This is a genomic window from Tatumella terrea, assembly GCF_039523755.1.
GTDB lineage: Bacteria > Pseudomonadota > Gammaproteobacteria > Enterobacterales > Enterobacteriaceae > Tatumella > Tatumella terrea.
The window spans coordinates 65,717-88,911 of the sequence record NZ_BAAAFX010000018.1; the positions used below are offsets into that span (position 1 = coordinate 65,717).

Genomic DNA, 23,195 nt, shown 5'->3' on the forward strand with positions numbered 1-23,195 from the left:
CTTAGTCCCCCAGTGATGCGGTCTGACGGATAGGTCGCCGGGCGTTCAGTTCCGCGACCGACAGCACGACCAGTTGCGGATAGCTCCGGCGCAGAGAGCGGGATAACATCGCCCGTAGCGGATGCTGAACCACCAGTACCGGAGTCACCCCCAGCGTTTCCTGGTGTTCGATCGCTATCGCCGCGCGGCTGTCAAGTTGTCCGGCCAGCCCCGGCTCCAGAATCCCGCCATTCTGTTCGATTTGCAGCAGTAAAGTTTCCATGTTCGGGCCCAGCCCGATGATCTGCATTTCATCCTGGCCCGGAAACCAGTGCTGGGTTATCGCCCGTCCCAGGGCAATACGCACCACGGCCGTCAGTTGTTCAGCATCGGTGGTCAATGGGGCATGTTCTGCCAGGGTTTCCAGAATAGTACGCATATCGCGTATTGAGACCTGCTCCTGCAGCAGATTCTGCAATACCTTGTGCAGCAGAGTCAGCGGGAACACCCCGGGTACCAGGCCCTCGGTCAGTAATGGCATTTCACGGCTGACTCTGTCCAGCAGTTGCTGGGTTTCCTGACGTCCCAGCAGTTCGCTGGCATACTGACCAATCAGATGATTCAGATGGGTCGCTACCACCGTACTGGCTTCGACGACGGTATAGCCCAGAGTCTGCGCCTGCTCGCGTAATGTTCCGTCTATCCATCGGGCTTCCAGACCGAATGCCGGATCCCGGGTGAGCTCTCCCGGCAGTTCTCCGGTCGCACCGCCAGGATTAATTGCCAGCCAGCGTCCCGGCCAGACATCGCCGCGGCCGATCTCCACACCTTTCATCAGAATACGGTAAGCCGGGGCTGCCAGGGTCATATTGTCGCGGATATGCACCGCCGGCGGCAGAAACCCTGTCGAGGCGGCAAATTTTTTACGAATACCGCGGATACGGCCAGGCAAATCCCCCTGCTGCAGTTCGTCCACCAGCGGGATCAGCCGGTAACCGACCTCCATAGCCAGTGGATCTTCCGGAATGACATCCTGCCAGGTGACCTCCGGTGCCGGCGGCAGGGCAGCCTCTGTCTGCCCTGACGAACCCGGGGTATTGAGGCCGGCTTCTTTTCCTTTCAGCCACCAGGCAAGGAACAGCAATATCCCTGTAAAAAGTAAAAATACCAGGTTGGGCATACCAGGCACGATCCCCAGCAGGCCCAGCACTGCGGCACTCAGCAGCATCACCCGCGGATGGGTAAACAGCTGAGTCACCATCTGCTCGCCGACATTGCTGTCGGTGCTGACCCGGGTCACGATCACCCCTGCCGCCGTCGAGATAACCAGCGCCGGTATCTGGGCGACCAGACCGTCTCCGATGGTCAGCAGTGTGTAACTGGTCGCTGCCTGGCCGATATCCAGCCCGTGCTGGACGACGCCAACCAACAACCCGCCAATGATGTTAATGACCATAATCAGTATGCCGGCAATCGCATCTCCCCGCACAAACTTACTGGCTCCGTCCATCGAGCCATAAAAATCAGCTTCCTGAGTTACCTCGCTGCGGCGGGTTTTAGCTTCATCTTCGCCGATCAGTCCGGCATTGAGATCGGCATCGATCGCCATCTGCTTGCCGGGCATCCCATCCAGGACAAAACGCGCTCCGACTTCCGCGATACGTCCGGCTCCCTTGGTGATCACCATAAAGTTAATCACCACCAGGATCACGAACACCACGATACCAATAGCAAAGTTACCGCCGACCAGGAAATGGCCAAATGCCTCGACGACCCGGCCGGCCGCGGCCGCCCCTGTATGCCCCTGCAGCAGAATAATACGGGTGGAGGCGATATTCAGGGCCAGCCGAAGCAGGGTCGCAAACAGCAGTACGGTAGGAAAAGCCGCAAATTCGAGGGTTTTACGGGTAAACATCGCCACCAGTAACACCATAATCGACAGCGCAATATTAAAGGTAAACAGCATATCCAGCAGAAACGGGGGTAACGGCAGCACCATCATGGCTAAAATCATCAGGATCAGCACCGGGCCTGCCAGAATCTGCCACTCAACCTCTTTCCAGTGAGCAGGAAGGCGCAGCTTTTTAGCCAGATTATCCATGGGGTTCTGTGACTCCTTTTATATCCATCTCTTCGGGGACCGGAACATGATGCGGGGTAGCCGGCTTTTCTCCGCCATCGGTTTTCCAGCGACGGACTTGCCAGACCCAGGCGAGCACTTCAGCCACCGCACCATACAGCGCGCCAGGAATAAATTCCCCGGGTTCCGTATGACGGTAAAGGGCCCGGGCCAGTGGCGGGGCTTCAAGGGTGGGGATACGGTGCTCACTGGCGATATCGCGGATCCGCGCGGCCACCTTATCCGCACCTTTGGCAACTACCTTCGGGGCCTGCATTTTGCCTTCCTGGTATTGTAATGCGACAGCAAACCGGGTCGGGTTGGTCACGACAACATCGGCTAAGGGCACAGCAGCCATCATTCGTTGCCTGGCAGCCGCTCGCATCTGTTGCCGGATACGGCCCTTGACCTGGGGATTACCTTCCTGCTGCTTATACTCATCACGAATATCCTGACGTGACATACGGAGCTTTTTAAAATAACTATAGAATTGCCAGAAAACATCAAACACCACCATCGGGATCATCCCCAGCACGACCCACAGTGCACAGGGCAACAGCAACTGTAACCCCCGCGGGATGGCACTACTCAGCGGCAAACGGATTAGCAGCAGATAATCCTGCAGGTGCTGATACAGATATTCCCCCGTGATCACCATCGCGATAATCACTTTCAGTAAGGCTTTACTTAACTCAGCAAAAATTTGCCCGCTGAAGAGCCGCTTAATCCCACTGACGGGGTTCATGCGGCCCGGCTTTAAAGTCAGAGACGAGGCACTCAGCGAAAATCCGCCAATGAGCATCGGGGTACAAAGCGCCACCAGCATTGTCCCCAGCAGTACCGGAAGTACGGCAAACACCACCTGCCATATCAGTACAACATTCAGTTGCCCGGGTTCACCCGCAGCTAACCCTGCCCCCAGAAACCCGCGCATGGCCCGGGTTAAGGCATCCGCCAGTGCGCTGATATTACTGCTCAGCAGCAAAAAACCGGCCAGTAGCATCAGTAATGATGTCAGCTCCCTTGATCGCGGGATATCCCCTTCCTCACGGGCTTTTTCTATCCTGTGGGCGCTGGGCGCTTCTGTCTTTTCTTCCTGGTTTTCGTCGGCCACGGCATTATCGGTTCCGTCACTAAAAGACCAGCATGCCAGAGAACAGGCCCGGTTATCGGTCCTTCAGTCAGCAAAGCCTGGGGTTATTTCCGGGATAAGCCCGTACGGCGCACAAGCGAAGAACACTGAATAGCCACACCCTGTAAAAGCTTTCCGGTTACCCGTGCCATTCTGTGAATGGCTCTGCGGATAGCGCCGCGGCGTGGATCCATCAGAGGAACCCCGGCAGGTTGCGGCGGGATCGTCGTGTGGAAACCCTCCGGGCTCTGGCCCGGAAGCACAACCGCGCACGGGACAAAATTTCAGCTGGACCCTTTTCTGCAACGAAATAATTTAAGCACCTTAGAACGCCGGGATCCTCCCCTGGCCTCTGCCCTGTAAAACCCACGCGCACGTGACAAAACTTCAGCCGAACCCTTTTCAGCAGCGGAATAAAGTAAGCGCCTTAGAACGCCGGAATCCCCCACTGGCCTCTGCCCTGTAAAACCCGCGCGCACGCAACAAAACTTCAGCCGTAACCTTTTCAGCAGCGGAATAAAGTAAGCGCCCTGGAACGCCGGAATCCCCCACTGGCCTCTGCCCTGTAAAACCCACACGCACGTGACAAAACTTCAGCCGTACCCTTTTCAGCAGCGGAATAAAGTAAGCGCCCTGGAACGCCGGAATCCTCCCCCGGCCACTGACCGGGAATAAACCGGTGCAAACAACACTGTCCGCACCGGATCAGAGTGAGGCAAAGATTGTCAGTCGTACGACACCGATGGGGGTGTTTCAGAACCCCAGACTGTCGAGTAAATCATCGACCTGGTCCTGATTAGCGATGACGCCGCTGACATTGCTATTGATTTGTGGCCCGTTCAGTAAGGCATCTTTTTCGGTTTTCGATGACAGCGCAGACTCCGGAATATTATCCAGCAGCACCATCAGCAACTGATGCTCTATTTCCTGAATCACTTCCATCATCCGTTTGATGACCTGCCCTGTCAGATCCTGAAAATCCTGCGCCATCATTATGGATAACAGTTGCTGACTGGTGAAGGTCGTATATTCTCTCGTCTCTGTAAGAAAACTGCGGGTGTCGGTTACCAGTTGCTTTGCTTCAGCCTCTTCGAACGGCGCCTCAAACCAGTTATCCCAGCGTGAACTGAGAGCCGTTGCCTGCTGTTGCATACTGTCCTGACGAGGCTGGGCGGCTTCGACGCAACTCAGTACCCTGTCTGCGGCATGGGCTGTCATCTGTACGACGTAATCCAGCCTGTCGCGGGCATCGGGAATAGCTTCAGCAGCATCCGCTATCGCCTGCTCCAGACCCATTTCACGCAGATTATGCCTTAACATACGGGTCAGCGAGCCGACCTTACTGATGATTTCCTGCACGGCTCTTTCACCCTCAGGGAGTGGTATACGGTTCATGATCCCCCCCTTACATTCCGAGTTTTTCGAAGATCTTGTTGAGCTTCTCTTCCAGAATGGCGGCGGTAAACGGTTTAACCACATAGCCACTGGCGCCGGCCTGTGCCGCCGCAATAATGTTCTCTTTTTTTGCTTCGGCTGTAACCATTAATACCGGCATCGCTTTTAACTGTTCGTCGGCACGAATATTTTTCAGTAACTCGAGCCCGTCCATATTGGGCATATTCCAGTCGGTTATGACAAAGTCGCAGGTCGTCGTCCGTAGTTTATTGAGCGCATCGGCACCATCTTCGGCCTCTTCAACGTTGGTAAAACCGAGTTCTTTCAGAAGATTACGGACAATACGCCGCATGGTATTAAAATCATCTACCACTAAAAAATGTAAGTTACTGTCTGCCATAATAGATACCTTAGACTTCCTTTAAAGACTAGATACGGAGCGCTTGTCCGTGACTGATATGGGCCAGCATCTGCTGACTGATATTTTCAAGGTCGACCACATCGCAAGCCGCATCGAGCAATATGGCTTCCCGCGGCATCCCGAAAACCACACAGGTCGCTTCACTCTGTGCTATCGTCCAGGCATTGGCCTGACGCATTTTCAGTAAACCGGCGGCCCCGTCACTGCCCATCCCTGTCAGGATGACCCCCACGGCATTTCTTCCGGCATATCTGGCCACGGAATTGAACAGGACATCGACAGATGGCCGATGGCGGTTAACGAGGTCGCGTTCATGGAGATGGATCTGATAGTTTGCCCCGCTACGGCATAGTTCCATATGTAAGGATCCGGGCGCGATATACGCAAAGCCGGGTAATACGCGTTCGCCATCCTCCGCCTCTTTCACGGTGATCTGACAGAGACGGTTCAGGCGTTCGGCAAAGGAGTGAGTAAATCCGGGGGGCATATGTTGAGTGATCAGTATCGCCGGAGAGACCGCCGGCAAACGTTCCAGCACCCGACGGATCGCTTCAGTGCCTCCTGTCGAGGCACCGATAGCGATCAGTTTCTCACTGCTGAGAATAGGGGTAGCCGCCAGTAAGCCGGCAGGCCTGGTCCGGGCTGGTTTCTGTAGCCGTGCACGGGCCGCAACGCGAATTTTTTCCGCAATGGTCTGGCAATAGGCCAGCATCCCGTCCCGCAGGCCCAGCTGCGGCTTAGTCACAAAATCCACGGCCCCCAGTTCCAGCGCTTTCAGGGTCACCTCTGACCCGTTACCAGTCAGCGAAGAGACCATGATCACCGGCATGGGCCGCAAACGCATCAGCTTTTCAAGAAACTCCAGACCATCCATCCGCGGCATTTCCACATCCAGCGTCAGCACCATCGGATTGAACTGCTTAATCAGCTCTCTGGCTACCAGTGGATCCGGTGCCGTGGCAATCATCTCCATATCCGGCTGGCTGTTCACGATTTCAGTCATCAGCTGTCGCATCAGTGCTGAATCATCCACACTCAGTACAGTAATTTTACTCATCACTTTTCCTTTGCCAGACTGTAGACCGTTTTACCCCGCAACCAGAATGCCCGGGTTATCTGACTGAAGTTTTCAGAATGCCCGGCGAATAACAGGCCACCGGGTTTCAGCGCGCGCTCCATCTGACGAAGGATCCTTGCCTGTGTTTCTTTATCAAAATAAATCATGATATTACGGCAGAAGATGGCATCGAATTTCTCCGGTAACTTCCAGTCAGGACTTAGCAGATTCAGTTGTTCAAACCGGACCATCCCCGCAAGTTCCGGACGAATACATACCTGGCCCTGCCGGGTGCTCTTTCCTTTCAGGAAATAGCGCTGTAATTTCTCCGGTGACAGCATATCCAGCGCCTCCTGCCGGTAAATGCCTTGCTGCGCTTTACCGAGCACCTGCGTATCAATATCTGTGGCATAGACAAGAAACTTACCCGGAGCCATCCCCAGGGTCTCAGCCAGCGTCAGCGCAATAGAATAAGGTTCTTCCCCGGTCGATGCGGCACAACTCCAGGCACTATAACTGCCTTGCCTGGCGGCGGCATGTTCAGCCAGAATTGGAAAGTGGTGGGCTTCGCGAAAGAACGAGGTCAGATTGGTGGTCAGTGCATTAATGAATTCCTGCCATTCACCGCTGGCCGGCTGACTTTGCAGCAAAGCCAGATAGTGACTAAAATCATGCATCCCCAGTAAACGTAACCGGCGCATCAGGCGGTTATACACCATCTCCCGTTTATGGGGCGCCAGGACAATACCTGCACGCTGGTAAATAAGCTGACAAATACGCTGAAAGTTCGCTTCAGATAACACCAGCTTTGGGGCGTTACTGCCGGTGGTTCTCTTCGGCTGCGGGGAGTTATCCGGTAATTTGGCCATCGGTGCAGGGCTACCTTTTTCTGTCACACACAAACGTCCACTCGCCCGGAGCGGCAGACGCCGTCATACCCACCGGCCGGTCTGAAGTGATGCAACGGACCGGCCCGGCGGATAACTACCACAACGGGGTCAGAACGTTTCCCAGTTATCTGCAGAAGGCAGCGCTGCCTGTTCCGGACGTACCGGTGCTTTCTGACTTTCACTGTTAGCCAGTAATTTCACTTCATCCTCCCCCCGCTGTGTCTGCCCGATACGGAAGACGGCAACGGCTTGTTTCAGTAATCCGGCCTGCTCTTCGAGCTTCGCCGCTGCTGACGCGGATTCCTCGACCAGGGTTGCGTTTTGTTGGGTAACCCGGTCCATTTCGGTCACTGCGGTACTGACCAGGTCGATTCCCCTGCTCTGCTCTTCGGAGGCTGACGCAATTTCGCCCATGATATCCGTCACCCGCGTCACCGCAGTGACGATCTCACCCATGGTTATTCCTGCGTTTTCGACCAACTGAGATCCCGAATCGATACGATTGACTGAATCTTCGATCAGCGTTTTGATCTCTTTTGCGGCCTGGGCACTGCGTTGTGCCAGATTACGCACTTCGCCGGCGACAACGGCAAACCCCCGTCCCTGCTCACCGGCACGTGCCGCCTCAACGGCCGCGTTAAGGGCCAGAATATTAGTCTGAAAAGCAATGCCGTCTATCACACTGGTTATGTCGGCAATCTTTTTCGAACTGCCGGCAATGTCTTTCATTGTCAGTACCACATTATCAACGACCGAACCGCCGTGACGCGCGGTTTCCGAGGCATTCAGAGCTAACTGAGACGCCTGACGGGCGTTTTCGGCATTCTGTTTCACGGTCGCGGTCAGTTGCTCCATACTGGAAGCCGTTTCCTCCAGAGAGGCCGCCTGCTGCTCGGTCCGTGCTGACAGATCACTATTTCCGTTAGCAATTTCGCTGGCGCCTGAAAAAATCGACTCGGAACTGTCACGTACCAGACCGACCGTATGCCGGAGTTCCTGTTGCATATACCTGACGCTATTCAGTAACTCACCCATTTCATTTTTTGTCATGACATCAATGGGATGCGTTAAATCGCCGTTCGCCACCTGACGGATATGCTCAATACTTTCCCGCAGTGGCCTGATCAGGATACGGTGTAACCCTATCCAGACCATGATCACCACAATCAGGGTGATTATCAGCACACCGATGATCATCCATAGCGCATGCTTATAATCGTTCTGCCCCTGAGAGATGCCTTTATCTGTCAATGCGTCATTAGCCTTTACCCAGACAGCAAGGGCATTTTCGAACGTCGTTTGTTTATCCACGACCGGTAAGGATAAAAGACCGCTGATATTTCCGCTCTCTGCCATCGATAACAACTCTGTCAGCCCGCTGCGGTAATCCTTGTAAGCCTTACTGAGTTCCTGCTGACGGGGGTCACGAACTCCGCTTTCTGTCAGCGCATTTCTGTAGGCATCAAAACCTGTATCAGCTTTTTTGAGTTCCTTTTCGGCATCTTTCAGCATCCCTTTTATCTGCTCAGGTGTCTCTTCATCACCGCTTTGCAAAATACTGATGACGGCCAGACTGACATTATTCCTGCTTTGCAGCAGCGCATTATTGACTCCGGTAATATATTGTTGCTGATCTCTTAATGCCTGACTAAATCCCGATTTTTCATTACTGTTACTCAGCATATGAAAAAATATTCCACTGCTGGCAAACTGAAATATTGCCATCAGGCAAATGACGCACAATAAACTGGTGACAATTTTTATCCGACTGAACATAACGACCTCTGTGATAAGCATGACGATGCATATATCGGACTGTTGCTGAAAATCTTTATGATCCGGAGAAAAATATGCGAATGCGGTGCCGGGGAAAGGCACACATAGGTTGTCTCATTGAGCATCACCACCATCAGTCTTGATTCAGATTATCCACCAGCGCCATTTCATCGCTGTTCAGCAGCTTTTCAATATCGACCAGGATAAGCATCCTCTCTCCCCGGGCACCCAGCCCGGTCAGATATTCCGTCGACAACGTCACGGTAAATTCCGGGGCCGCTCGTATATCATCTTTACTGAGTGCTAATACATCAGACACGCCGTCAACGACAATCCCCACGACACGATTTTTAAGATTAAGTACAATGACGACCGTATTTTCATTATAAGAGACATTATTTTGCAGAAATTTAATCCGCATATCGAGAATAGGTACAATAACGCCCCGTAAATTCGTTACCCCTTTAATAAACGCCGGGGTATTCGCAATCCGGGTCACATGATCATAACCCCGTATTTCCTGAACTTTAAGAATATCAATTCCGTATTCTTCTTCTCCCAGTGTAAAAACAAGGAATTCCTGCGCTGCAATTTCTTCGGCTTTATTTTCCACATTCACTCCGCAAACGGATCGGTAACGATTAACCGGCATTCGCCGCCAGGCACTTATCGCGATTGAAAGACTGAAGTACGGCAATATCAACAATTAATGCCACGCTGCCATCCCCCATAATCGTTGCCGCAGAGATACCTGCGACTTTGCGGTAATTACTTTCCAGATTTTTTACCACAACCTGATGCTGCCCCATCAACTGATCAACCAGTAAGGCATAACGTTTACCCGCGGTTTGTAAGATGATGGCTATCCCCCGGGTCGGATCCTGATGTGCATTACTGACCTCGAACACGCCGGACAGGGACACCAGCGGCAGATATTCGCCTCTGACCTCTAAAACACGCTCCCCTCCCGCCAATGCTTTAAGATCCTGACTTTGCGGCTGAAGAGACTCCATCACCGCATTCAGCGGCAGAATAAAGACCTCCTTGCCGACCCGGACTGACATTCCGTCGAGGATAGCGAGTGTCAGCGGTAACAGGATGCGGATGGTTGTCCCGGCACCTTCCCGGGAATTAATCTCCACATGGCCGCCCATTTGCTGGATATTCCGTTTCACGACATCCATGCCCACACCACGCCCGGAAACGTCGGTAACCTGCTCGGCCGTGGAAAAACCAGGCGCAAAAATCAGCAGCCCCACCTCTTCATCGGTCATATGGTCATGCACAGGAATACCGGAGGCTTTAGCTTTGCTAAGGATTTTTTCACGATTCAGCCCGGCACCATCATCCGTCACTTCAATGCAGATATTACCGCCGCGGTGCTCAGCAGACAGTATCAGATTACCGGCGGCTGTTTTACCGGCTTTCAACCGTTGTTCCGGTAACTCAATTCCGTGATCAAGGCTGTTGCGGACCAGATGTGTCAGCGGGTCGACAATTCGCTCTATCAGGCTCTTATCCAGTTCGGTCGAACTTCCCTCCAGGGTCAGCTCGATTTTCTTTTCCAGCCTGGCCGCCAGGTCACGCACCAGGCGGGGAAAGCGACTGAAGACATATTCCATCGGCATCATCCGGATAGACATCACGGATTCCTGCAGGTCGCGGGCATTCCGCTCCAGCTGGCTCATACTGGTCAGCAGGTCACCATGAATTCCGGCTTCCAGCGTATTCGCGTGCTGTTGTAACATCGACTGGGTGATCACCAGCTCCCCCACCAGGTTGATCAGTTGATCGACCTTCTCAACGGCCACACGAATACTGGCTGACTCGCTGACTTTGACTGCCACGGAGGGTTGTCTGGCCGTTCTCGCGGAAGGGCTTCCCCCGGCTGTGGTCGTTTCATCCGCAGGATCCTCCGCGCGTGCGACCGGCAACGGCGGAAATGTGACCTGCTCTTCATCCACGATAAAACAAAGCACCGCCATCAGGTCATCCGCGCCTACCCCGGTCATGGTGGCTTCCAGCCGGTTTTCCTGCTGACAGATATCACTGACCTGACCGAGGTTACGCATCTCTTCCAGCAACCGACCCGGTTCTCCGTCTTTCAGATCACTCAGACATACCCGAAGTCCGCAGGACGTTTTCGCCGGCATCGTCGCCCCGGGGGCGTTATCTTCTGAACAGAGTAACATCGGGGAGTCTTCATGAGGGTCAGACGTTGTCAGGGCTATCTGACGCAACATATCGCAGATATAGCGAAAACTCTCTTCGTCGGGTTGCTGTGAGTTTTTGTAGGCATTCAGCTGTTCTTGCATGATGTCTTTTGTTTCCAGAAACAGATTAATAATATTACTGTTCAGGATCTGTTCACCGCGACGAGCGGTGTCCAGAATATTTTCCAGAATATGGGTCGTTTCCTGTAACACACTGAATCCGAACGTGGCTGCCCCGCCCTTGATGGAATGTGCTGCCCGAAAAATAGCATTCAATTGTTCCGCATCCGGCGCCCCGGGGTCGAGGTCCAGAAGATGTTGTTCCATATCCGCCAGTAATTCGTCGGCTTCATCAAAAAAAGTCTGGTAAAAATCACTGATATCCATAGTCCGATTGACTACCTCTGTGGCGCAATAGGGAGGGTGGCAGGGGACGACGCCGGACTCTGCCGTTGATTCTCAGCCGGAAGAGCGCTCGCCGGAGGGCGCTTCTCCCCTCCGGCGGGGGGCATCTCCGCCGTAACCGACACTGGCGAACCGGTCGGGGAGGCTGCAGATACCGCTTGTGCCGCCGCCGGGTCAGCCCGTTCTCCTGACGCGGAAAGTGGCGGGGTCGCTACTGACCCGGGTGACGCATCCGTGGCCACGACTGACGGGTGCGCTACGGATCCCGGCGATGCAACGGGGGCCGGAACTGGCGGGGTCGATACCGGTCCCGGTGTTGCAACCGCGGCCGGGACTGACGGGGTCGATACGGATCCCGGCGATGCACCCGGCCCCACGACTGACGGGGAGGTTACCGATCCCGGCAGCCCACCGGTCGCCGGTGCGGTAGCACTACTCTCAGTTTTCGAAGATAAATGAAGTTCAGCAGGGTCAGAAAGTGTGATTCCCTGCCCCTCTCTGTTTTCTGCTTCAATTGCATGTTCAGCCTGCAGGTTTAAAACCAGAAGACTAATTCGCCGGTTCTGGGCCTCGTCACCCTGCCGGTGACTCAGTTTCATGGTGTCCGCCATCCCCAGCACTCTGAGCACTTTACCGCTGTTAAGCCCACCCCGGACCAGTTCACGACGTGAAGCATTCGCTCTGTCGGCTGAGAGTTCCCAGTTACTGAAGCCTTTATCACCGCCCTGATACTGATAATCATCTGTATGCCCGGCAATACTGATTTTGTTCGGTACATCGTTCAGTATGGGCGCTATCGCCCGGAGAATGGTGCGCATATAAGGCTCAACGTCGGCACTGCCACGACGAAACATAGGCCGTTGCTGGCTATCGATAATCTGTACCCGTAGCCCCTGGCTGGCCATGGTGATCAGTAAATGCGGTCGTAACTCTTTGAGTCGCGGGTCAGAGAGCAATAAAGTTTCCAGCCGCTGTTTCAGTTTCTTTAACGGTCGATCCTCAGCACGGCGTACGCGGCTTCTCGCTGCGTCTGTTTTATCGACCTCGCCTTTCTTACGCGTAACATCCTGCCCGCCCCCGGGCACCGGACTTTCACTGTCGCTGCTGCGCTGACCGCCCGATAAAGCGACGCGGAGGGGCATGCGAAAATATTCCGCGATCTTCTCTAATTCTTTCGGCGTAGAGATAGAAATCAGCCACATCACCAGAAAGAAAGCCATCATCGCTGTCATGAAATCCGCATAGGCAATCTTCCAGGAACCATGTTCTTCCTGGTGAGCTGAGGATCGTTTTTTCCTGACAACCACGATCCTGGATTCATTCTGCTTCATGCATCCTGTTCCGCTGAAGTTTTAACCGATTTATTATCCCGCACATATTCTTCCAGCTCACTGAAGGAAGGACGCTCGCTGGAATATAAGACTTTACGGCCAAATTCCACCGCAATTTGCGGCGGATACCCATGCATGCTGGATAATAAGGTCACTTTTATACACTGCATCATCTTGGTATTTTCAGCGTATTTCTGCCGTAATACCGCCGCCAGAGGAGAGACAAAACCATAGGATAATAGAATACCTAAAAACGTCCCGACCATCGCACGAGCAATTAATTCTCCCAGTTCGGCTGCAGGCCGGTCTGCGGAGGCCAGTGCATGCACGACTCCCATCACCGCCGCAACAATACCAAACGCCGGCAGCCCATCACCGGCTGCAGACAGACTTTTCGCCGGGCCGTCACTTTCATATTCGTAGGTTTCTATTTCCCCATCCATCAATGATTCGATTTCGAAAGCATTCATATTTCCGCTAATAATCAGACGAAGATAGTCCGTAATAAAATTAACGATCATCTCATCTCCCAGTAAGGCCGGGTAGGATTTAAATATCTCGCTGTCCGCCGGGCTTTCAATATCTTTCTCCAGCGCCAGCACCCCCTGCTGCCGGGCTTTAGATAACAACCGGAACTGTAATGTCATCAGATCAAGATAATGTTTTTTGGTATACTTTGAGCCACGAAATAATAACGGAATCGCCTTCAGTGTTTTATTGATCGATTTTCCACAGTTACCGACAAGGAAAGCCCCTGCTCCCGCGCCACCAATGATGAGCAATTCTGTAGGCTGAAATAATGCGCCCATTTCGCCACCTACCAGCGTGTAACCTCCCAATACGGAACCGATAACTACAATATATCCCAGAATAATTAACACGGAGACTCCCTTACACCCTCGTTCTGTTATGCAAAATATCCCTATGCTGGCAGGAATGGATTACACTCCCCGGTTCCATACGGATAACTGACGATTAAAACAATCTTTTATTACCGCGAGTTATTTATCAGCAGGTAACTTATCCAGGTTATCGGCACCGTCTTCGGGAAGTTTACGCCTTTTCACCGCCCTGGAAGGTGGCTGGCATAAGCTACAGATAAAACTCCCTTTTGGCTGGTGTGCATGATTGATAAACTGGCCGTGACAACAGCGACATGCCACCAGTTCAAGCATTCCGCTTTCCGTAAACCGGATCAACGTCCATGCCCGGGTCAGAGCCAGTAATGGTCCGTTTTCCCCGGGCGGACACTGCTCAAGATACAGATGGTAAGCCGCTATCAGCGCATCCACACCCCGGGTAAGATGAGTTTTTTGCATAAATAGCCAGGCATGGAAAAATACCGTTGCATGAATGTTATGCTCCCAGGTCATAAACCAGTCGGTGGAAAAAGGAAGCATGCCTTTAGGCGGCGGACAGCCCTTAATTTCTTTATATAATTTAATCAGACGCCCGCGACTCAATATTGTTTCATTTTCAAGTAATTGTAGTCTGGCACCCAGATGAATAAGTTCAGTCGCCAGCTGAATATCATGACCTTCCTGTATCACACTGTGTGTTTTCATACTGTTCTCCCGTCATTGCTTCGGAATATCTAAGAAAACGACTGTAAGAGATTGCTGGCCAGCATAATACCGGTATGAATTTGCTGAAGATCATCGACTCGCGAATCCTGCGTCAGACGTTCAATATCCAGATAATCATTGAACCGGATTTTACATATCAACTGGTTAGTCTCTGCAAGTTTAACCAGTCCCTGAAGTGTGAGTTCTGACAACTTATCTGCCATTAACTCATCAATGCCCAGACGAAACATTGCAGAGGACTTATCCAGACGGATCAATTGTTGCGCAAGTAATAAATATGAAAGATTTATATCATAAATATTTTTAACCAGGTTGGCCGAATTCATTATAGTTTCCTCTGCGTTTGAAATTATATTCCGGGAAATAGAGCAACGACATGTATCGACTATCTCTCTGTAAAATATGCCAGAAATTTACCTCTGGTTACCGGGATAAGGAAGAGCAGGTAATAAAAACCCTCACAGAACACTCAATATATCCTCACTTATTGTTAGTCTGATGATTCAAGTCTTCTCTTTTTACAAATCGTTGGGATTTATCTTATTTGAATTTAACCGCTTAATAGCCGTCATACAATGATTTTTTTCATTCATTTGCTGTGGGAATTGATACAGATCATCAACGACAGCGGGATAATTATTTTTAAAGAGTCATTTATCTATTTATATTTTTTTATCAAAACCTGCTGCCCTCTTAAAGAAAATAACCACACAAAATATCAGGTCTCTTGTCCGTACAAAGTAACATTAAAATATTCTACTTCTTGATATTTATAATAAACAAAACTGGCTAACGACCGCATTGAATAATCATTCATACTTATTTAAAGAAACAGAATAGCTTTATTTATTCTCCGGAAATAAGAATAGATTATGAAAAGAAAAGGTTTTAACTAAAATCGCATGGGTATTTTAATTGAGTAACGTTGGAAAACGTTAACGCAGGGCAAGCAGATCATTAATGAAATAAAATCGTTAGATTGACCGGTGGGGCAACAGATTCTGCCGGAAGACACGTGAGCCAGTAAATCATCAAAGAGGTTTGTGAAACTTTGGAAGATGTGGTCGTTTCTTTAGACAGCCAGGCCCCGTTCAGCCGGAGCCTGGCTGTGATTGATGACTCAGTCAGACAGCCAGCGAGCGGAGATCCTGCAGGAAAACATCCCGCCAGCGATCTATCGTCTGATGCGTCAGTACCGCCATCATCTGCTGATAACGTTCGATACGTTCACTGAGGGGCATCGTCATCGCCTGGTCGATGGCAGCAGCCACTTCCCCGCGATCGTATGGATTCACTATCAGCGCTGAGGTCAGTTCACAGGCCGCCCCGGCAAAGCGCGACAAGATTAACACACCAGGGTTTTCAGGATCCTGTGCGGCAACATACTCTTTAGCTACCAGGTTCATCCCATCCCGGAGCGGCGTGATCAGTGCAATATCAGTCAGGCGGAATATTTTCATCAGCAGACGTCTGTCGAAGTGCTGATTAAGATAATACAGAGGTGTCCAGCTTAGGGTTCCGTATTTACCATTAATCCTTCCGGCTTCGGTTTCCAGTTTATGACGGATTTTCTGATACGCCTGGACTTCCCCTCTGGAAGTCGGTGCTATCTGGGTATAGCGGATATGACCACGGTGATGGGGATAATGCTCCAGCAGGGCTTCATAGGCCAGAAACCGCTCCGGTAAGCCCTTGGAATAATCCAGTCGTTCGCAGGCGATAATATTTTTCGCATCCCCCAGTTCTTCCCGGATTGCCACCATTTTCGGTGGTAAAGGCCCTGAGGCGATGCGCTGAATACTGTCAGGCTCGATCCCGATAGGGTAACACGCAACGCTGAAAGTCCGGCCAAAGGCCTGATAGCGGCCCTCCTGCGTCGTACTCAGTTCGGTGACCTTTGACAGGCTGCTCAAAAACGCGTGCTTATCATTTTCCGTTTGAAAGCCCAGCAGATCATAGCTGCAGAGCATTTCAAGGATAATTTTATGATCCGGCAATGCATTAAAAACATCCGGGGCCGGGAAAGGAATATGCAGAAAAAAACCAATGGGTGGGTTTTTACCGGCCTTACGTAATTCTGCGGCAAAGGGCAATAAGTGATAATCATGGGCCCAGACAATATCATCGTCATTGAGTAAAGGGCTAAGCCGTTCGGCCAGTAACTTATTGACCCGGCAGTAGCCTTCCCAGGCTGTCCGCTGATAGTCGACCAGGTCCAACCGATAGTGAAAAGCGGGCCAGATCACCGTATTAGAGTACTGGCTGTAATAGAGGTCATAATCATTCTGATTAAGGCTGAATGAAGCATAACTGATACCTTCATGTGATATCAGTGTCACCGGCTCCTCTTCTCCGGAAATTTCCGCTATTTCACCATTCCAGCCAAACCATAATCCACCGTTCTTTTTTAATGCATCCAGAATGCCCACGGCCAGCCCGCCTGCACTACTTTTTCCGTTAACCGGCAAGGCTATCCGGTTAGACACTACGACTAATTGACCCATCCTGAAGACTCCTTATGAGTGAGGATTACCGGCACCAGGTGAAAGCAACCGCTTTATCCAGGTGTAAACAGCATCGTTATTCTGCAAACGGTAGTGTGCGTGTGTAGGTCCCTCACCAATTTTCACCGAGATCCCTTTTAACTGGTTAACCAGAATGAACCCCTGCTCGTCAGTCAGGTCATCTCCCAGGAATACCGGTACCCTGCCCGCAAAAGGCGGACTTTCCATAAATTTTTTAATAGCGACGCCTTTATTGACACTTTCAGGTTTAAGCTCGATAACACATTTCCCCTGCTGAACTTCGAGTGCCGGAAAATGTGCCGCCACCTGTGTTGCCAGCGCCCGGACGGCGTCCCTGTGCCGGGGGGCCTGCCGGTAATGCAACGCAAAAGCGACGCGTTTTTTTTCCAGTACGACCCCCGGTAACGGGATAATGCCTTCGGTGAGCGAGTGTTCAATAGCGGCCAGTATGCTACTACCGACCGGGGTACCGGTCAGCCTTCCATCGGTTTCACGACGCTCCGCGCCATGGATCCCTGCCGCAGGCAAGCGTAAAGGTGCAAGCAAGGCATCAATTTGCGCCAGCGGGCGACCGGAGATAATGGCTAACGCACCGGACGTGTTCCGGTGAAGAAGACAAAGATCATCCCTGACATGTCCGGGAACCGAGACCAGATCAGGTTCCGGTTGCAGGGAGGCAAGAGTTCCGTCCAAATCGAAAAAGAATGCTGCATGTTCACTGCTAATCTCTGGCAGAGCCTGTTGACTCTCTTGCACAATTTCCTCCCGGTGGAAGCCGTCGCTTTGTTATATTGAAATTCACAGGGTTTCAGGCTTCCTGAGCCACTCTTCCGCCCCACGCGATAACGATATCCGCGAGGGCCATTTCGGCTGGCCTGTCGACGGGCTTAAGTATTAAACATTGCAGGACGCCACGATAAACTACGGCGTTCAGAAATGTTCACCTGCGCTTAACTTTTGTTACTTTATTGTTAATAATAGACTGCTTTCCGGAATTTATCCTGTCACAGGCGTCTGTTCTTTCCGCTGCGTGGCGACAGAACAGTGACTGACCGGCGACATTTCCTGCGCGGATAGGCAGGATCCAGTGTGCTGGAAAACTGATGAAAAATCGTTCAGATAACACCGGAAGTCCGGACTGCTGACGGCATTTAATGCCGGAACGGGTTGAAAAACGGGTTATTGCGCGCATCTGATATACTCAGAAGCACAATGAAGCAGTACACAAGAGAGAATTAATTATGACTATTGAATATGCAGTAATTGCCGGGGGCTGCTTCTGGTGCACCGAAGCGGTATTTAAAAGCATTAATGGTGTGGTTTCGGTCGAAAGCGGTTACACCGGCGGAACCACCGTGGATCCGACCTACCAGAAAGTCTGTGAAGGCACGACAGGCCACGCTGAAGCCATCCGTATCGGCTTCGATCCGGCTCTGGTCAGCTACGGGGATCTGCTGGATATCAGTTTTGCGACTCATGACCCTACCCAGCTAAACCGCCAGGGGAATGACATCGGTACACAGTACCGTTCTGCTATTTTCCCGGCCAACCCGGCGCAGGAGCAGGAAGCAAAAGCCGCCATCGCCCGCGCGGCCTCTGAGCACAGTGCGCCGATAGTCACCACGGTGGAACCATTACAGACCTGGTATCCGGCTGAGGATTATCATCAGAACTACTGGGATGGTGAAGGTCAGCGCAACGGTTACTGTCTGGCCGTGATCCCGCCTAAACTTCAGAAACTGCGTAAGCGTTATTCTGAACAACTGAAAGACTGAGTTGGCAACCGCAATTCCTGCGTGAAAATGCAGCGAATTGCGGTCATATAAAGCAATTCGTTCATTCGCTAACCGGGTAAAACAAAAGAGAAAAATAATTCTTGACCGTTTGCGACTGACTCCCTATAGTAGCGCCCCGTTAGCCGCTACAGCGACTGACAACAAAAAGTGGTGAGGTGTCCGAGTGGCTGAAGGAGCACGCCTGGAAAGTGTGTATACGGCAACGTATCGAGGGTTCGAATCCCTCCCTCACCGCCATCATTTTTTAAGAGAGCCTGAACGAAAGTTCAGGCTTTTTTATTGCCTGTCAGCAGGCACTCTCCCGGGAGGGTGAGAACCCTCGCAGGGTTCGACAAAACCTGCCGGGTTTTGCAGGGCCTCCGGTCCCCCGAAGGGCGAGGTGCAGCGCAGCGAGTGTATCCCTCCCTCACCGCTATCCGGCCATCTCTCTGTATTTTTGAATAGGAGATAGCGTGCAGAAACCTTACTTCCCGGAACCCGCATCTGTTCCTGCTGTTCATAACAATATTAATGTTTGCTTCTTACCTGATTTCAGCACCGCGTTAAGGGCGACATGACGCCATTGAGTGGGAAAAGGTACCACGCAGCGAAGGGTTGGCTTATTGCAAAGCGGAGCGTGCAGAGAATACGGCCAGGCGCCCTTTTCCCGGTCGGCCACATCGGGGCAAAGGCGGTATGGCTGACAATGCAGCGAACGGAATATTCACCGGGATAAACCGAATAAACCACAAACTGAAAACTCAGCAGCCTGGTATCAAAAACCTTCGGACAAGTGGGATATTCATCCCTCTGATCCTGCAAAACCTCAGTTCCCTGCCTGTTCACTCAGAAGAAAAATCTCTCCTGCCCCTTAATTTTCAGCACGCCGCCAGGCCGCCAGCCACTGCGCATAATGTGCAGGCCACTCCACCGTCGGTGTGCAGGGTTTTCCCATACCAAATCCATGCCCGCCCCGGGAATAACGAAACAACTCCACCGGGACATGTTCACGCTGACAGGCAGCCTGCATGATCAACGTATTTTCGGGATCTGACACCGGATCATCTTTTGCCTGTACCAGAAAAAACGGAGGAGACTGCGGCGTTACAAAATTCTGTACTGACCACTGAGCATCCTGCCGCAGAGAAGCCCCGGTCCCGGCGAGAATACGATGGGTAGAGGTATGTGTATAGGGTGGTTCGAGCGTGATCACCGGATAGATTAATGCGGCCCGGTCAGCTTTTGCGGGAAGTGTATCGATAGCATCTGTCGAAGGGTAACTGACAAAATCACTGCGCACAGCGGCCAGCCCCAGTAAATGTCCCCCGGCAGAAAAACCTAATACACTCAGATGCTTTTCCCGTTGCCTGATAATACGTAATGCCCGTTGCGCATCCTGCAGCGCAACCAGCGATCCCTCACCCCAGCCTTCGTCAGGTAACCGATAGGTGAGAACATAGGCAGTAAAGCCACGAGCTGTCAGCCAGGCCGCGGCGGGTAATGCTTCTTTACGCATCTCTATTCGTTTGTAGCCACCACCGGCAGCAATCAGGACCGCATAACCATTTGAGCGGGCCGGCGAATAAACACTCAATGTAGGGTGGGCAATATGGCTCAGTGCGCCACCCGCGGAGCTTATCAACCTGCCATCGGGGCCTCCGCCTCCCGGGGGGGTTCCGTTCCAGAGTGGTATCACTTCTGCAGACGACAGTGGCACGGCGTCTGCCTCACTGGCGGAACTCAGGCTCTCTCGCCCGGTGATCACAGCGGCGATAACATACGCCAGAAAAGAACGACGATGCATAGCGGGATTTGTCCAGTTCGAGTGTCAGTTCTGCAATATACCGCGCTATTACAGTCATGACATCGCTTTATTACAGCACGATCCGGTACGCCGGGTAAGTTTTCAGGCGATATTCTATACTGTATTCAGCCATCACGGTTCTTCAGCCTCCGGTAACCGCAATGCTCGCAAAAATACCCGGAATACGCTGAATTTCACAGATTACAAAGTCCTCCTCCCCTTTGCTGCATCGGGGCGCAGACCCGAACCCGCGGCATGATCAGGTAAAGATCACTGTGTGCACCCTCCGGCAGAATGTGAAATTAAGACAACCCCTCACAGACATCCGGAAGTAAAGAAAATATTGTTTTGTCAGCGAGTTATGTCTAAGACCTCTGATTTAAAAGCTGAAATTTCACTTTCCAACACTAAGGCACATTCATATGATGGACTATCTGCTTCTGGTAATAGCCATACTTCTGGTGATCGTGGCCGGCGTACTTCTGATCTCCTATCTGCGGGATAAAAGTAAAACCACGTTCTCCCGGGGCAATAAACGTCGTTAGTTCGGTAATAACATGAATTCAGAGGCCGTATTCTGCAATCTTAAGTGGATACGGCCTTTTCTGTTGGCTCACAGGATCGGTTATTTCCCGTTCGGGGTTTCCGGGCGAAGTTCATACGCTTTTTGTACCAGCGGATCCCGCTCTGCGCGTCCCGTCACTTTTCGTTCCCATATTTCATCCATCTGGCGGCGCGTATCGTCGGTAATCTCTTGCGGAACAACATTCCGGTAATGTGTTTCTTCACCGGTCACGACTTTTACAATCAGTTCAGAGACCTGATGTGGCTGATATTGTTCATGCGGGAAAGCAATTTCTGAATAGTCGAAGACCGTATCTTCTTTGTCTTCCGGCCACCAGTGTTGCCACGCTTCAAACATACGGTCATTAAATCCGGTCAGAATCGGCCCCGGGTTTACCGTTGCCACCTGAACACCAAACTCGCGCAATTCTTTGTGTAACGCTTCGGCAAAGGCCTCCAGCGCATGTTTACTGGCCGAATAAGCACCGGCAAAAGGATCCGTGGTGATCCCCGCGACAGAAGAAACAAACACAATTTTGCCCTCTTTCCTGTCAATAAACTGCCGGGCAAACAACTGGGTAAGAAGAATGCTCCCGAAAACATTCACCTCAAACTGGCGACGTAGTTTTTCTTCGGGGAGATCTACCACCGCCCCGCCTTCGGATATCCCGGCATTGTTCAGCAGAATATCGACCGGCCAGGTGGCGGCCAGCAGGCGGTCATTCTCATCAGTGATGTCCAGCTTTTCCACCCGTAACTCCAGTCCCTGCTGCCGGGCTGTCTCTTTCAGCGGCTGGATTTGAGCAACGGTTTCCGTCGCGGCAATGACCTGATAGCCGGCCTTAGCAAGCAGCAGCGCACTTTCTTTGCCGAATCCGCTACCGGCACCGGTAATAAGTACAGTCTTCTGTGGCATAACGTTTTCCTCTGCTGAATCGTGTTGCTTACAGTTCAGTATAGAACATCCTTGTTTTCCGGCAGAGATAACGCCTTTTGCCCGCACGCTCTGAGCCATTATTGCTGACCGGAGGTCTCGCGGTCCCGGAGTTTATCTGCCTGTGAAATGGCCTGTAACTGATGGTTTGCAGTATCAATCGCATTCAGTAACGGGTAGATCCACAGTACGGCCTGACAATAATTCAAACGCTCGGCGGTAACGGTACCGGCACGGGTTGCAGTAGTGCCGCCGGCAGGGGCTGGCATTGTGCCGGCACGTAAATCTTGTGTGTAGCGGTACAACCGCTGAGCAATAGCATCAGGCACAGGGAGATCACAGGTTTTCTGACGGCGGAGAAGAGTCCGGAATTCATTAATATTTTCCTCATTTTGCGCACTGGCGCGTAAATTCGTTTGCAGAGCTTTTTCAGAAAGTGCGTTCAGTTGCTGCCACTGCCCATTCTGCATTCTGATAATCTGCGCCTGATACTGCTGTTCTTGCTCTGCCTGATGTTGTGCAGTAACAGCACTTTTATAGCGGTAAGCCACCACAGCACTCATCACCACCGTCAGTAACCAGAAGATGCCAATCAGGATGGCCAGAATTGATTTCAGTTTCATCATTTACACCTGCTGCAATGCAGTCAGTGCGGTCTGCAAACGCACAGCCCTGTCAGCGAGACCGTTACTGCCACCGTTGATAATTTCCGTCACTTTCTCAAGATCTCCGGAACACGCCAGGCATCCCTGTGAGGCGAAATACCAGGCCGCGGAAAGTGCTGCGGGCGTATCGCTTGCCAGAAGATCCGGGTGGCTGAGCAGTGGCAGGTCAATGCCAGAGGCACAACGACAATAATTATCCCGGCCGGTGACCTGAATCAGCCCCCTTCCACGATAAATCCAGCCTTCCATCGGTGACAGGTTACCCAGCCGCTGTCCATAGAGTCGTTCTGCAATTCGCGGTTGCTGTGCAGGCTGCTCCGCGGTCCGTCCCAGCGCCGTAGCTTGCTGCGGGGTAAAATAAGCCGGAAAGAGTTGCTCTAACGCCTGCGGGGTATAGTTAAAACTTTCTGTCAGGGTGGTAAACCCTTCTGACTCATGGGCGGTCTGAGCAATAAACATGGCCTGATCCATGGGATGAATAATGGAAAAACGTTCCATCGCTTCTGTTACCGGCTCAAGCCAGCGTGATGCCAGTTCCGCGCTGATACCGGCGGCAGCGGCAAATTGTTCTGATTGCATCATCAAAAGACTCCTGCTTCATCGCGACCCTGAGGGGTCAAAAAT

At 52.0% G+C, this 23,195-nt stretch carries 21 protein-coding genes, 1 tRNA gene and 1 other RNA gene; 4 read left to right on the forward strand and 19 right to left on the reverse strand.

The features are described 5' to 3' along the window. Window position 1 precedes the first annotated feature (1 nt). The 15 genes from flhA to otsB form a co-directional block, all read right to left on the reverse strand. Window positions 2-2,080 carry a flagellar biosynthesis protein FlhA gene (gene flhA, locus ABD035_RS13540; RefSeq protein ID WP_343870743.1) on the reverse strand — a complete coding sequence of 693 codons (2,079 nt, stop codon included), beginning with the start codon at window positions 2,078-2,080 and terminating at the stop codon, window positions 2-4. Continuing rightward, complete coding sequence (gene flhB, locus ABD035_RS13545; protein WP_343870744.1) at window positions 2,073-3,212, reverse strand: flagellar biosynthesis protein FlhB; 1,140 nt, start codon at window positions 3,210-3,212, stop codon at window positions 2,073-2,075. The genes flhA and flhB overlap by 8 nt, the downstream gene beginning before the upstream one ends. Before the next feature lie 771 nt (window positions 3,213-3,983). Further along, entirely contained in the window at window positions 3,984-4,628 is a 645-nt protein-coding gene (gene cheZ / locus ABD035_RS13550; protein WP_425579731.1) for a protein phosphatase CheZ, read from the reverse strand. Between the two features lie 7 nt (window positions 4,629-4,635). After that, a complete protein-coding gene (cheY, locus tag ABD035_RS13555; protein WP_212712519.1) occupies window positions 4,636-5,025 on the reverse strand; it encodes a chemotaxis response regulator CheY in 390 nt (129 codons plus the stop codon). A gap of 28 nt (window positions 5,026-5,053) precedes the next feature. Beyond that, the gene (locus tag ABD035_RS13560; RefSeq protein WP_343870746.1) at window positions 5,054-6,103 is read right to left on the reverse strand and encodes a protein-glutamate methylesterase/protein-glutamine glutaminase; all 1,050 of its coding nucleotides are present in this window, start codon (window positions 6,101-6,103) and stop codon (window positions 5,054-5,056) included. Continuing rightward, a complete protein-coding gene (cheR, locus tag ABD035_RS13565) occupies window positions 6,103-6,972 on the reverse strand; it encodes a protein-glutamate O-methyltransferase CheR (RefSeq protein WP_343870747.1) in 870 nt (289 codons plus the stop codon). Before cheR ends, ABD035_RS13560 begins: the two co-directional genes overlap by 1 nt. Before the next feature lie 129 nt (window positions 6,973-7,101). Further along, complete coding sequence (locus tag ABD035_RS13570) at window positions 7,102-8,769, reverse strand: methyl-accepting chemotaxis protein (protein WP_343870748.1); 1,668 nt, start codon at window positions 8,767-8,769, stop codon at window positions 7,102-7,104. A gap of 133 nt (window positions 8,770-8,902) precedes the next feature. Beyond that, window positions 8,903-9,382 carry a chemotaxis protein CheW gene (cheW, locus tag ABD035_RS13575; RefSeq protein WP_343870749.1) on the reverse strand — a complete coding sequence of 160 codons (480 nt, stop codon included), beginning with the start codon at window positions 9,380-9,382 and terminating at the stop codon, window positions 8,903-8,905. A gap of 28 nt (window positions 9,383-9,410) precedes the next feature. Then, on the reverse strand, window positions 9,411-11,369 hold the full coding sequence (gene cheA / locus ABD035_RS13580) for a chemotaxis protein CheA (RefSeq protein WP_343870750.1): 1,959 nt from the start codon (window positions 11,367-11,369) through the stop codon (window positions 9,411-9,413). A gap of 11 nt (window positions 11,370-11,380) precedes the next feature. Next, entirely contained in the window at window positions 11,381-12,718 is a 1,338-nt protein-coding gene (gene motB, locus ABD035_RS13585) for a flagellar motor protein MotB (protein ID WP_343870752.1), read from the reverse strand. Next, window positions 12,715-13,599: a flagellar motor stator protein MotA gene (motA, locus tag ABD035_RS13590; RefSeq protein ID WP_343870753.1), complete on the reverse strand. Its 885-nt coding sequence runs from the start codon at window positions 13,597-13,599 to the stop codon at window positions 12,715-12,717. The genes motB and motA overlap by 4 nt, the downstream gene beginning before the upstream one ends. A gap of 120 nt (window positions 13,600-13,719) precedes the next feature. Beyond that, entirely contained in the window at window positions 13,720-14,283 is a 564-nt protein-coding gene (gene flhC / locus ABD035_RS13595; protein ID WP_343870754.1) for a flagellar transcriptional regulator FlhC, read from the reverse strand. A gap of 29 nt (window positions 14,284-14,312) precedes the next feature. Further along, window positions 14,313-14,630 (reverse strand): flagellar transcriptional regulator FlhD, encoded by a 318-nt coding sequence (gene flhD, locus ABD035_RS13600; RefSeq protein ID WP_343870755.1) that lies wholly within the window; start codon window positions 14,628-14,630, stop codon window positions 14,313-14,315. Between the two features lie 798 nt (window positions 14,631-15,428). Next, window positions 15,429-16,808: an alpha,alpha-trehalose-phosphate synthase gene (gene otsA / locus ABD035_RS13605; protein WP_343870756.1), complete on the reverse strand. Its 1,380-nt coding sequence runs from the start codon at window positions 16,806-16,808 to the stop codon at window positions 15,429-15,431. 12 nt (window positions 16,809-16,820) lie between these two features. Next, complete coding sequence (gene otsB, locus ABD035_RS13610) at window positions 16,821-17,585, reverse strand: trehalose-phosphatase (RefSeq protein WP_343870757.1); 765 nt, start codon at window positions 17,583-17,585, stop codon at window positions 16,821-16,823. 485 nt (window positions 17,586-18,070) lie between these two features. On the opposite strand from otsB, the gene msrA reads away from it, so the two are divergent. From msrA to ABD035_RS13625, 3 genes are all read left to right on the forward strand, one after another. Next, on the forward strand, window positions 18,071-18,604 hold the full coding sequence (msrA, locus tag ABD035_RS13615; protein ID WP_343870758.1) for a peptide-methionine (S)-S-oxide reductase MsrA: 534 nt from the start codon (window positions 18,071-18,073) through the stop codon (window positions 18,602-18,604). 170 nt (window positions 18,605-18,774) lie between these two features. Then, window positions 18,775-18,862 (forward strand) — tRNA-Ser (locus tag ABD035_RS13620). Window positions 18,863-18,914: 52 nt separating this feature from the next. Continuing rightward, a non-coding RNA gene (locus tag ABD035_RS13625) (RtT sRNA) lies at window positions 18,915-19,040 on the forward strand. 435 nt (window positions 19,041-19,475) lie between these two features. Here ABD035_RS13625 and ABD035_RS13630 read toward each other — a convergent pair. Further along, complete coding sequence (locus tag ABD035_RS13630; protein WP_343870759.1) at window positions 19,476-20,408, reverse strand: alpha/beta hydrolase; 933 nt, start codon at window positions 20,406-20,408, stop codon at window positions 19,476-19,478. 422 nt (window positions 20,409-20,830) lie between these two features. Here ABD035_RS13630 and ABD035_RS13635 point away from each other — a divergent pair, with 422 nt between their 5' ends. After that, window positions 20,831-20,953 carry a hypothetical protein gene (locus tag ABD035_RS13635; protein WP_256437040.1) on the forward strand — a complete coding sequence of 41 codons (123 nt, stop codon included), beginning with the start codon at window positions 20,831-20,833 and terminating at the stop codon, window positions 20,951-20,953. Between the two features lie 80 nt (window positions 20,954-21,033). On the opposite strand, the gene ABD035_RS13640 is transcribed toward ABD035_RS13635, so the two are convergent. From ABD035_RS13640 to ABD035_RS13650, 3 genes are all read right to left on the reverse strand, one after another. Beyond that, complete coding sequence (locus tag ABD035_RS13640) at window positions 21,034-21,888, reverse strand: SDR family oxidoreductase (RefSeq protein ID WP_212712505.1); 855 nt, start codon at window positions 21,886-21,888, stop codon at window positions 21,034-21,036. A 98-nt stretch (window positions 21,889-21,986) separates the two neighbouring features. Continuing rightward, on the reverse strand, window positions 21,987-22,532 hold the full coding sequence (locus ABD035_RS13645) for a hypothetical protein (RefSeq protein WP_343870760.1): 546 nt from the start codon (window positions 22,530-22,532) through the stop codon (window positions 21,987-21,989). Then, the gene (locus tag ABD035_RS13650; protein ID WP_343871023.1) at window positions 22,533-23,150 is read right to left on the reverse strand and encodes a glycoside hydrolase family 19 protein; all 618 of its coding nucleotides are present in this window, start codon (window positions 23,148-23,150) and stop codon (window positions 22,533-22,535) included. Window positions 23,151-23,195 lie beyond the last annotated feature (45 nt).

What these genes read in the sequence shown, in the direction of transcription:
- flhA (WP_343870743.1), bottom strand. Translation starts at nt 2,080, where the DNA reads ATGGATAATCTGGCTAAAAAGCTGCGCCTTCCTGCTCACTGGAAAGAG.
- cheY (WP_212712519.1), bottom strand. Translation starts at nt 5,025, where the DNA reads ATGGCAGACAGTAACTTACATTTTTTAGTGGTAGATGATTTTAATACC.
- ABD035_RS13560 (WP_343870746.1), bottom strand. Translation starts at nt 6,103, where the DNA reads ATGAGTAAAATTACTGTACTGAGTGTGGATGATTCAGCACTGATGCGA.
- cheR (WP_343870747.1), bottom strand. Translation starts at nt 6,972, where the DNA reads ATGGCCAAATTACCGGATAACTCCCCGCAGCCGAAGAGAACCACCGGC.
- ABD035_RS13570 (WP_343870748.1), bottom strand. Translation starts at nt 8,769, where the DNA reads ATGTTCAGTCGGATAAAAATTGTCACCAGTTTATTGTGCGTCATTTGC.
- cheA (WP_343870750.1), bottom strand. Translation starts at nt 11,369, where the DNA reads ATGGATATCAGTGATTTTTACCAGACTTTTTTTGATGAAGCCGACGAA.
- motB (WP_343870752.1), bottom strand. Translation starts at nt 12,718, where the DNA reads ATGAAGCAGAATGAATCCAGGATCGTGGTTGTCAGGAAAAAACGATCC.
- flhC (WP_343870754.1), bottom strand. Translation starts at nt 14,283, where the DNA reads ATGAAAACACACAGTGTGATACAGGAAGGTCATGATATTCAGCTGGCG.
- flhD (WP_343870755.1), bottom strand. Translation starts at nt 14,630, where the DNA reads ATGAATTCGGCCAACCTGGTTAAAAATATTTATGATATAAATCTTTCA.
- otsA (WP_343870756.1), bottom strand. Translation starts at nt 16,808, where the DNA reads ATGGGTCAATTAGTCGTAGTGTCTAACCGGATAGCCTTGCCGGTTAAC.
- msrA (WP_343870758.1), top strand. Translation starts at nt 18,071, where the DNA reads ATGACTATTGAATATGCAGTAATTGCCGGGGGCTGCTTCTGGTGCACC.
- ABD035_RS13630 (WP_343870759.1), bottom strand. Translation starts at nt 20,408, where the DNA reads ATGCATCGTCGTTCTTTTCTGGCGTATGTTATCGCCGCTGTGATCACC.
- ABD035_RS13635 (WP_256437040.1), top strand. Translation starts at nt 20,831, where the DNA reads ATGATGGACTATCTGCTTCTGGTAATAGCCATACTTCTGGTGATCGTG.
- ABD035_RS13640 (WP_212712505.1), bottom strand. Translation starts at nt 21,888, where the DNA reads ATGCCACAGAAGACTGTACTTATTACCGGTGCCGGTAGCGGATTCGGC.
- ABD035_RS13645 (WP_343870760.1), bottom strand. Translation starts at nt 22,532, where the DNA reads ATGATGAAACTGAAATCAATTCTGGCCATCCTGATTGGCATCTTCTGG.
- ABD035_RS13650 (WP_343871023.1), bottom strand. Translation starts at nt 23,150, where the DNA reads ATGCAATCAGAACAATTTGCCGCTGCCGCCGGTATCAGCGCGGAACTG.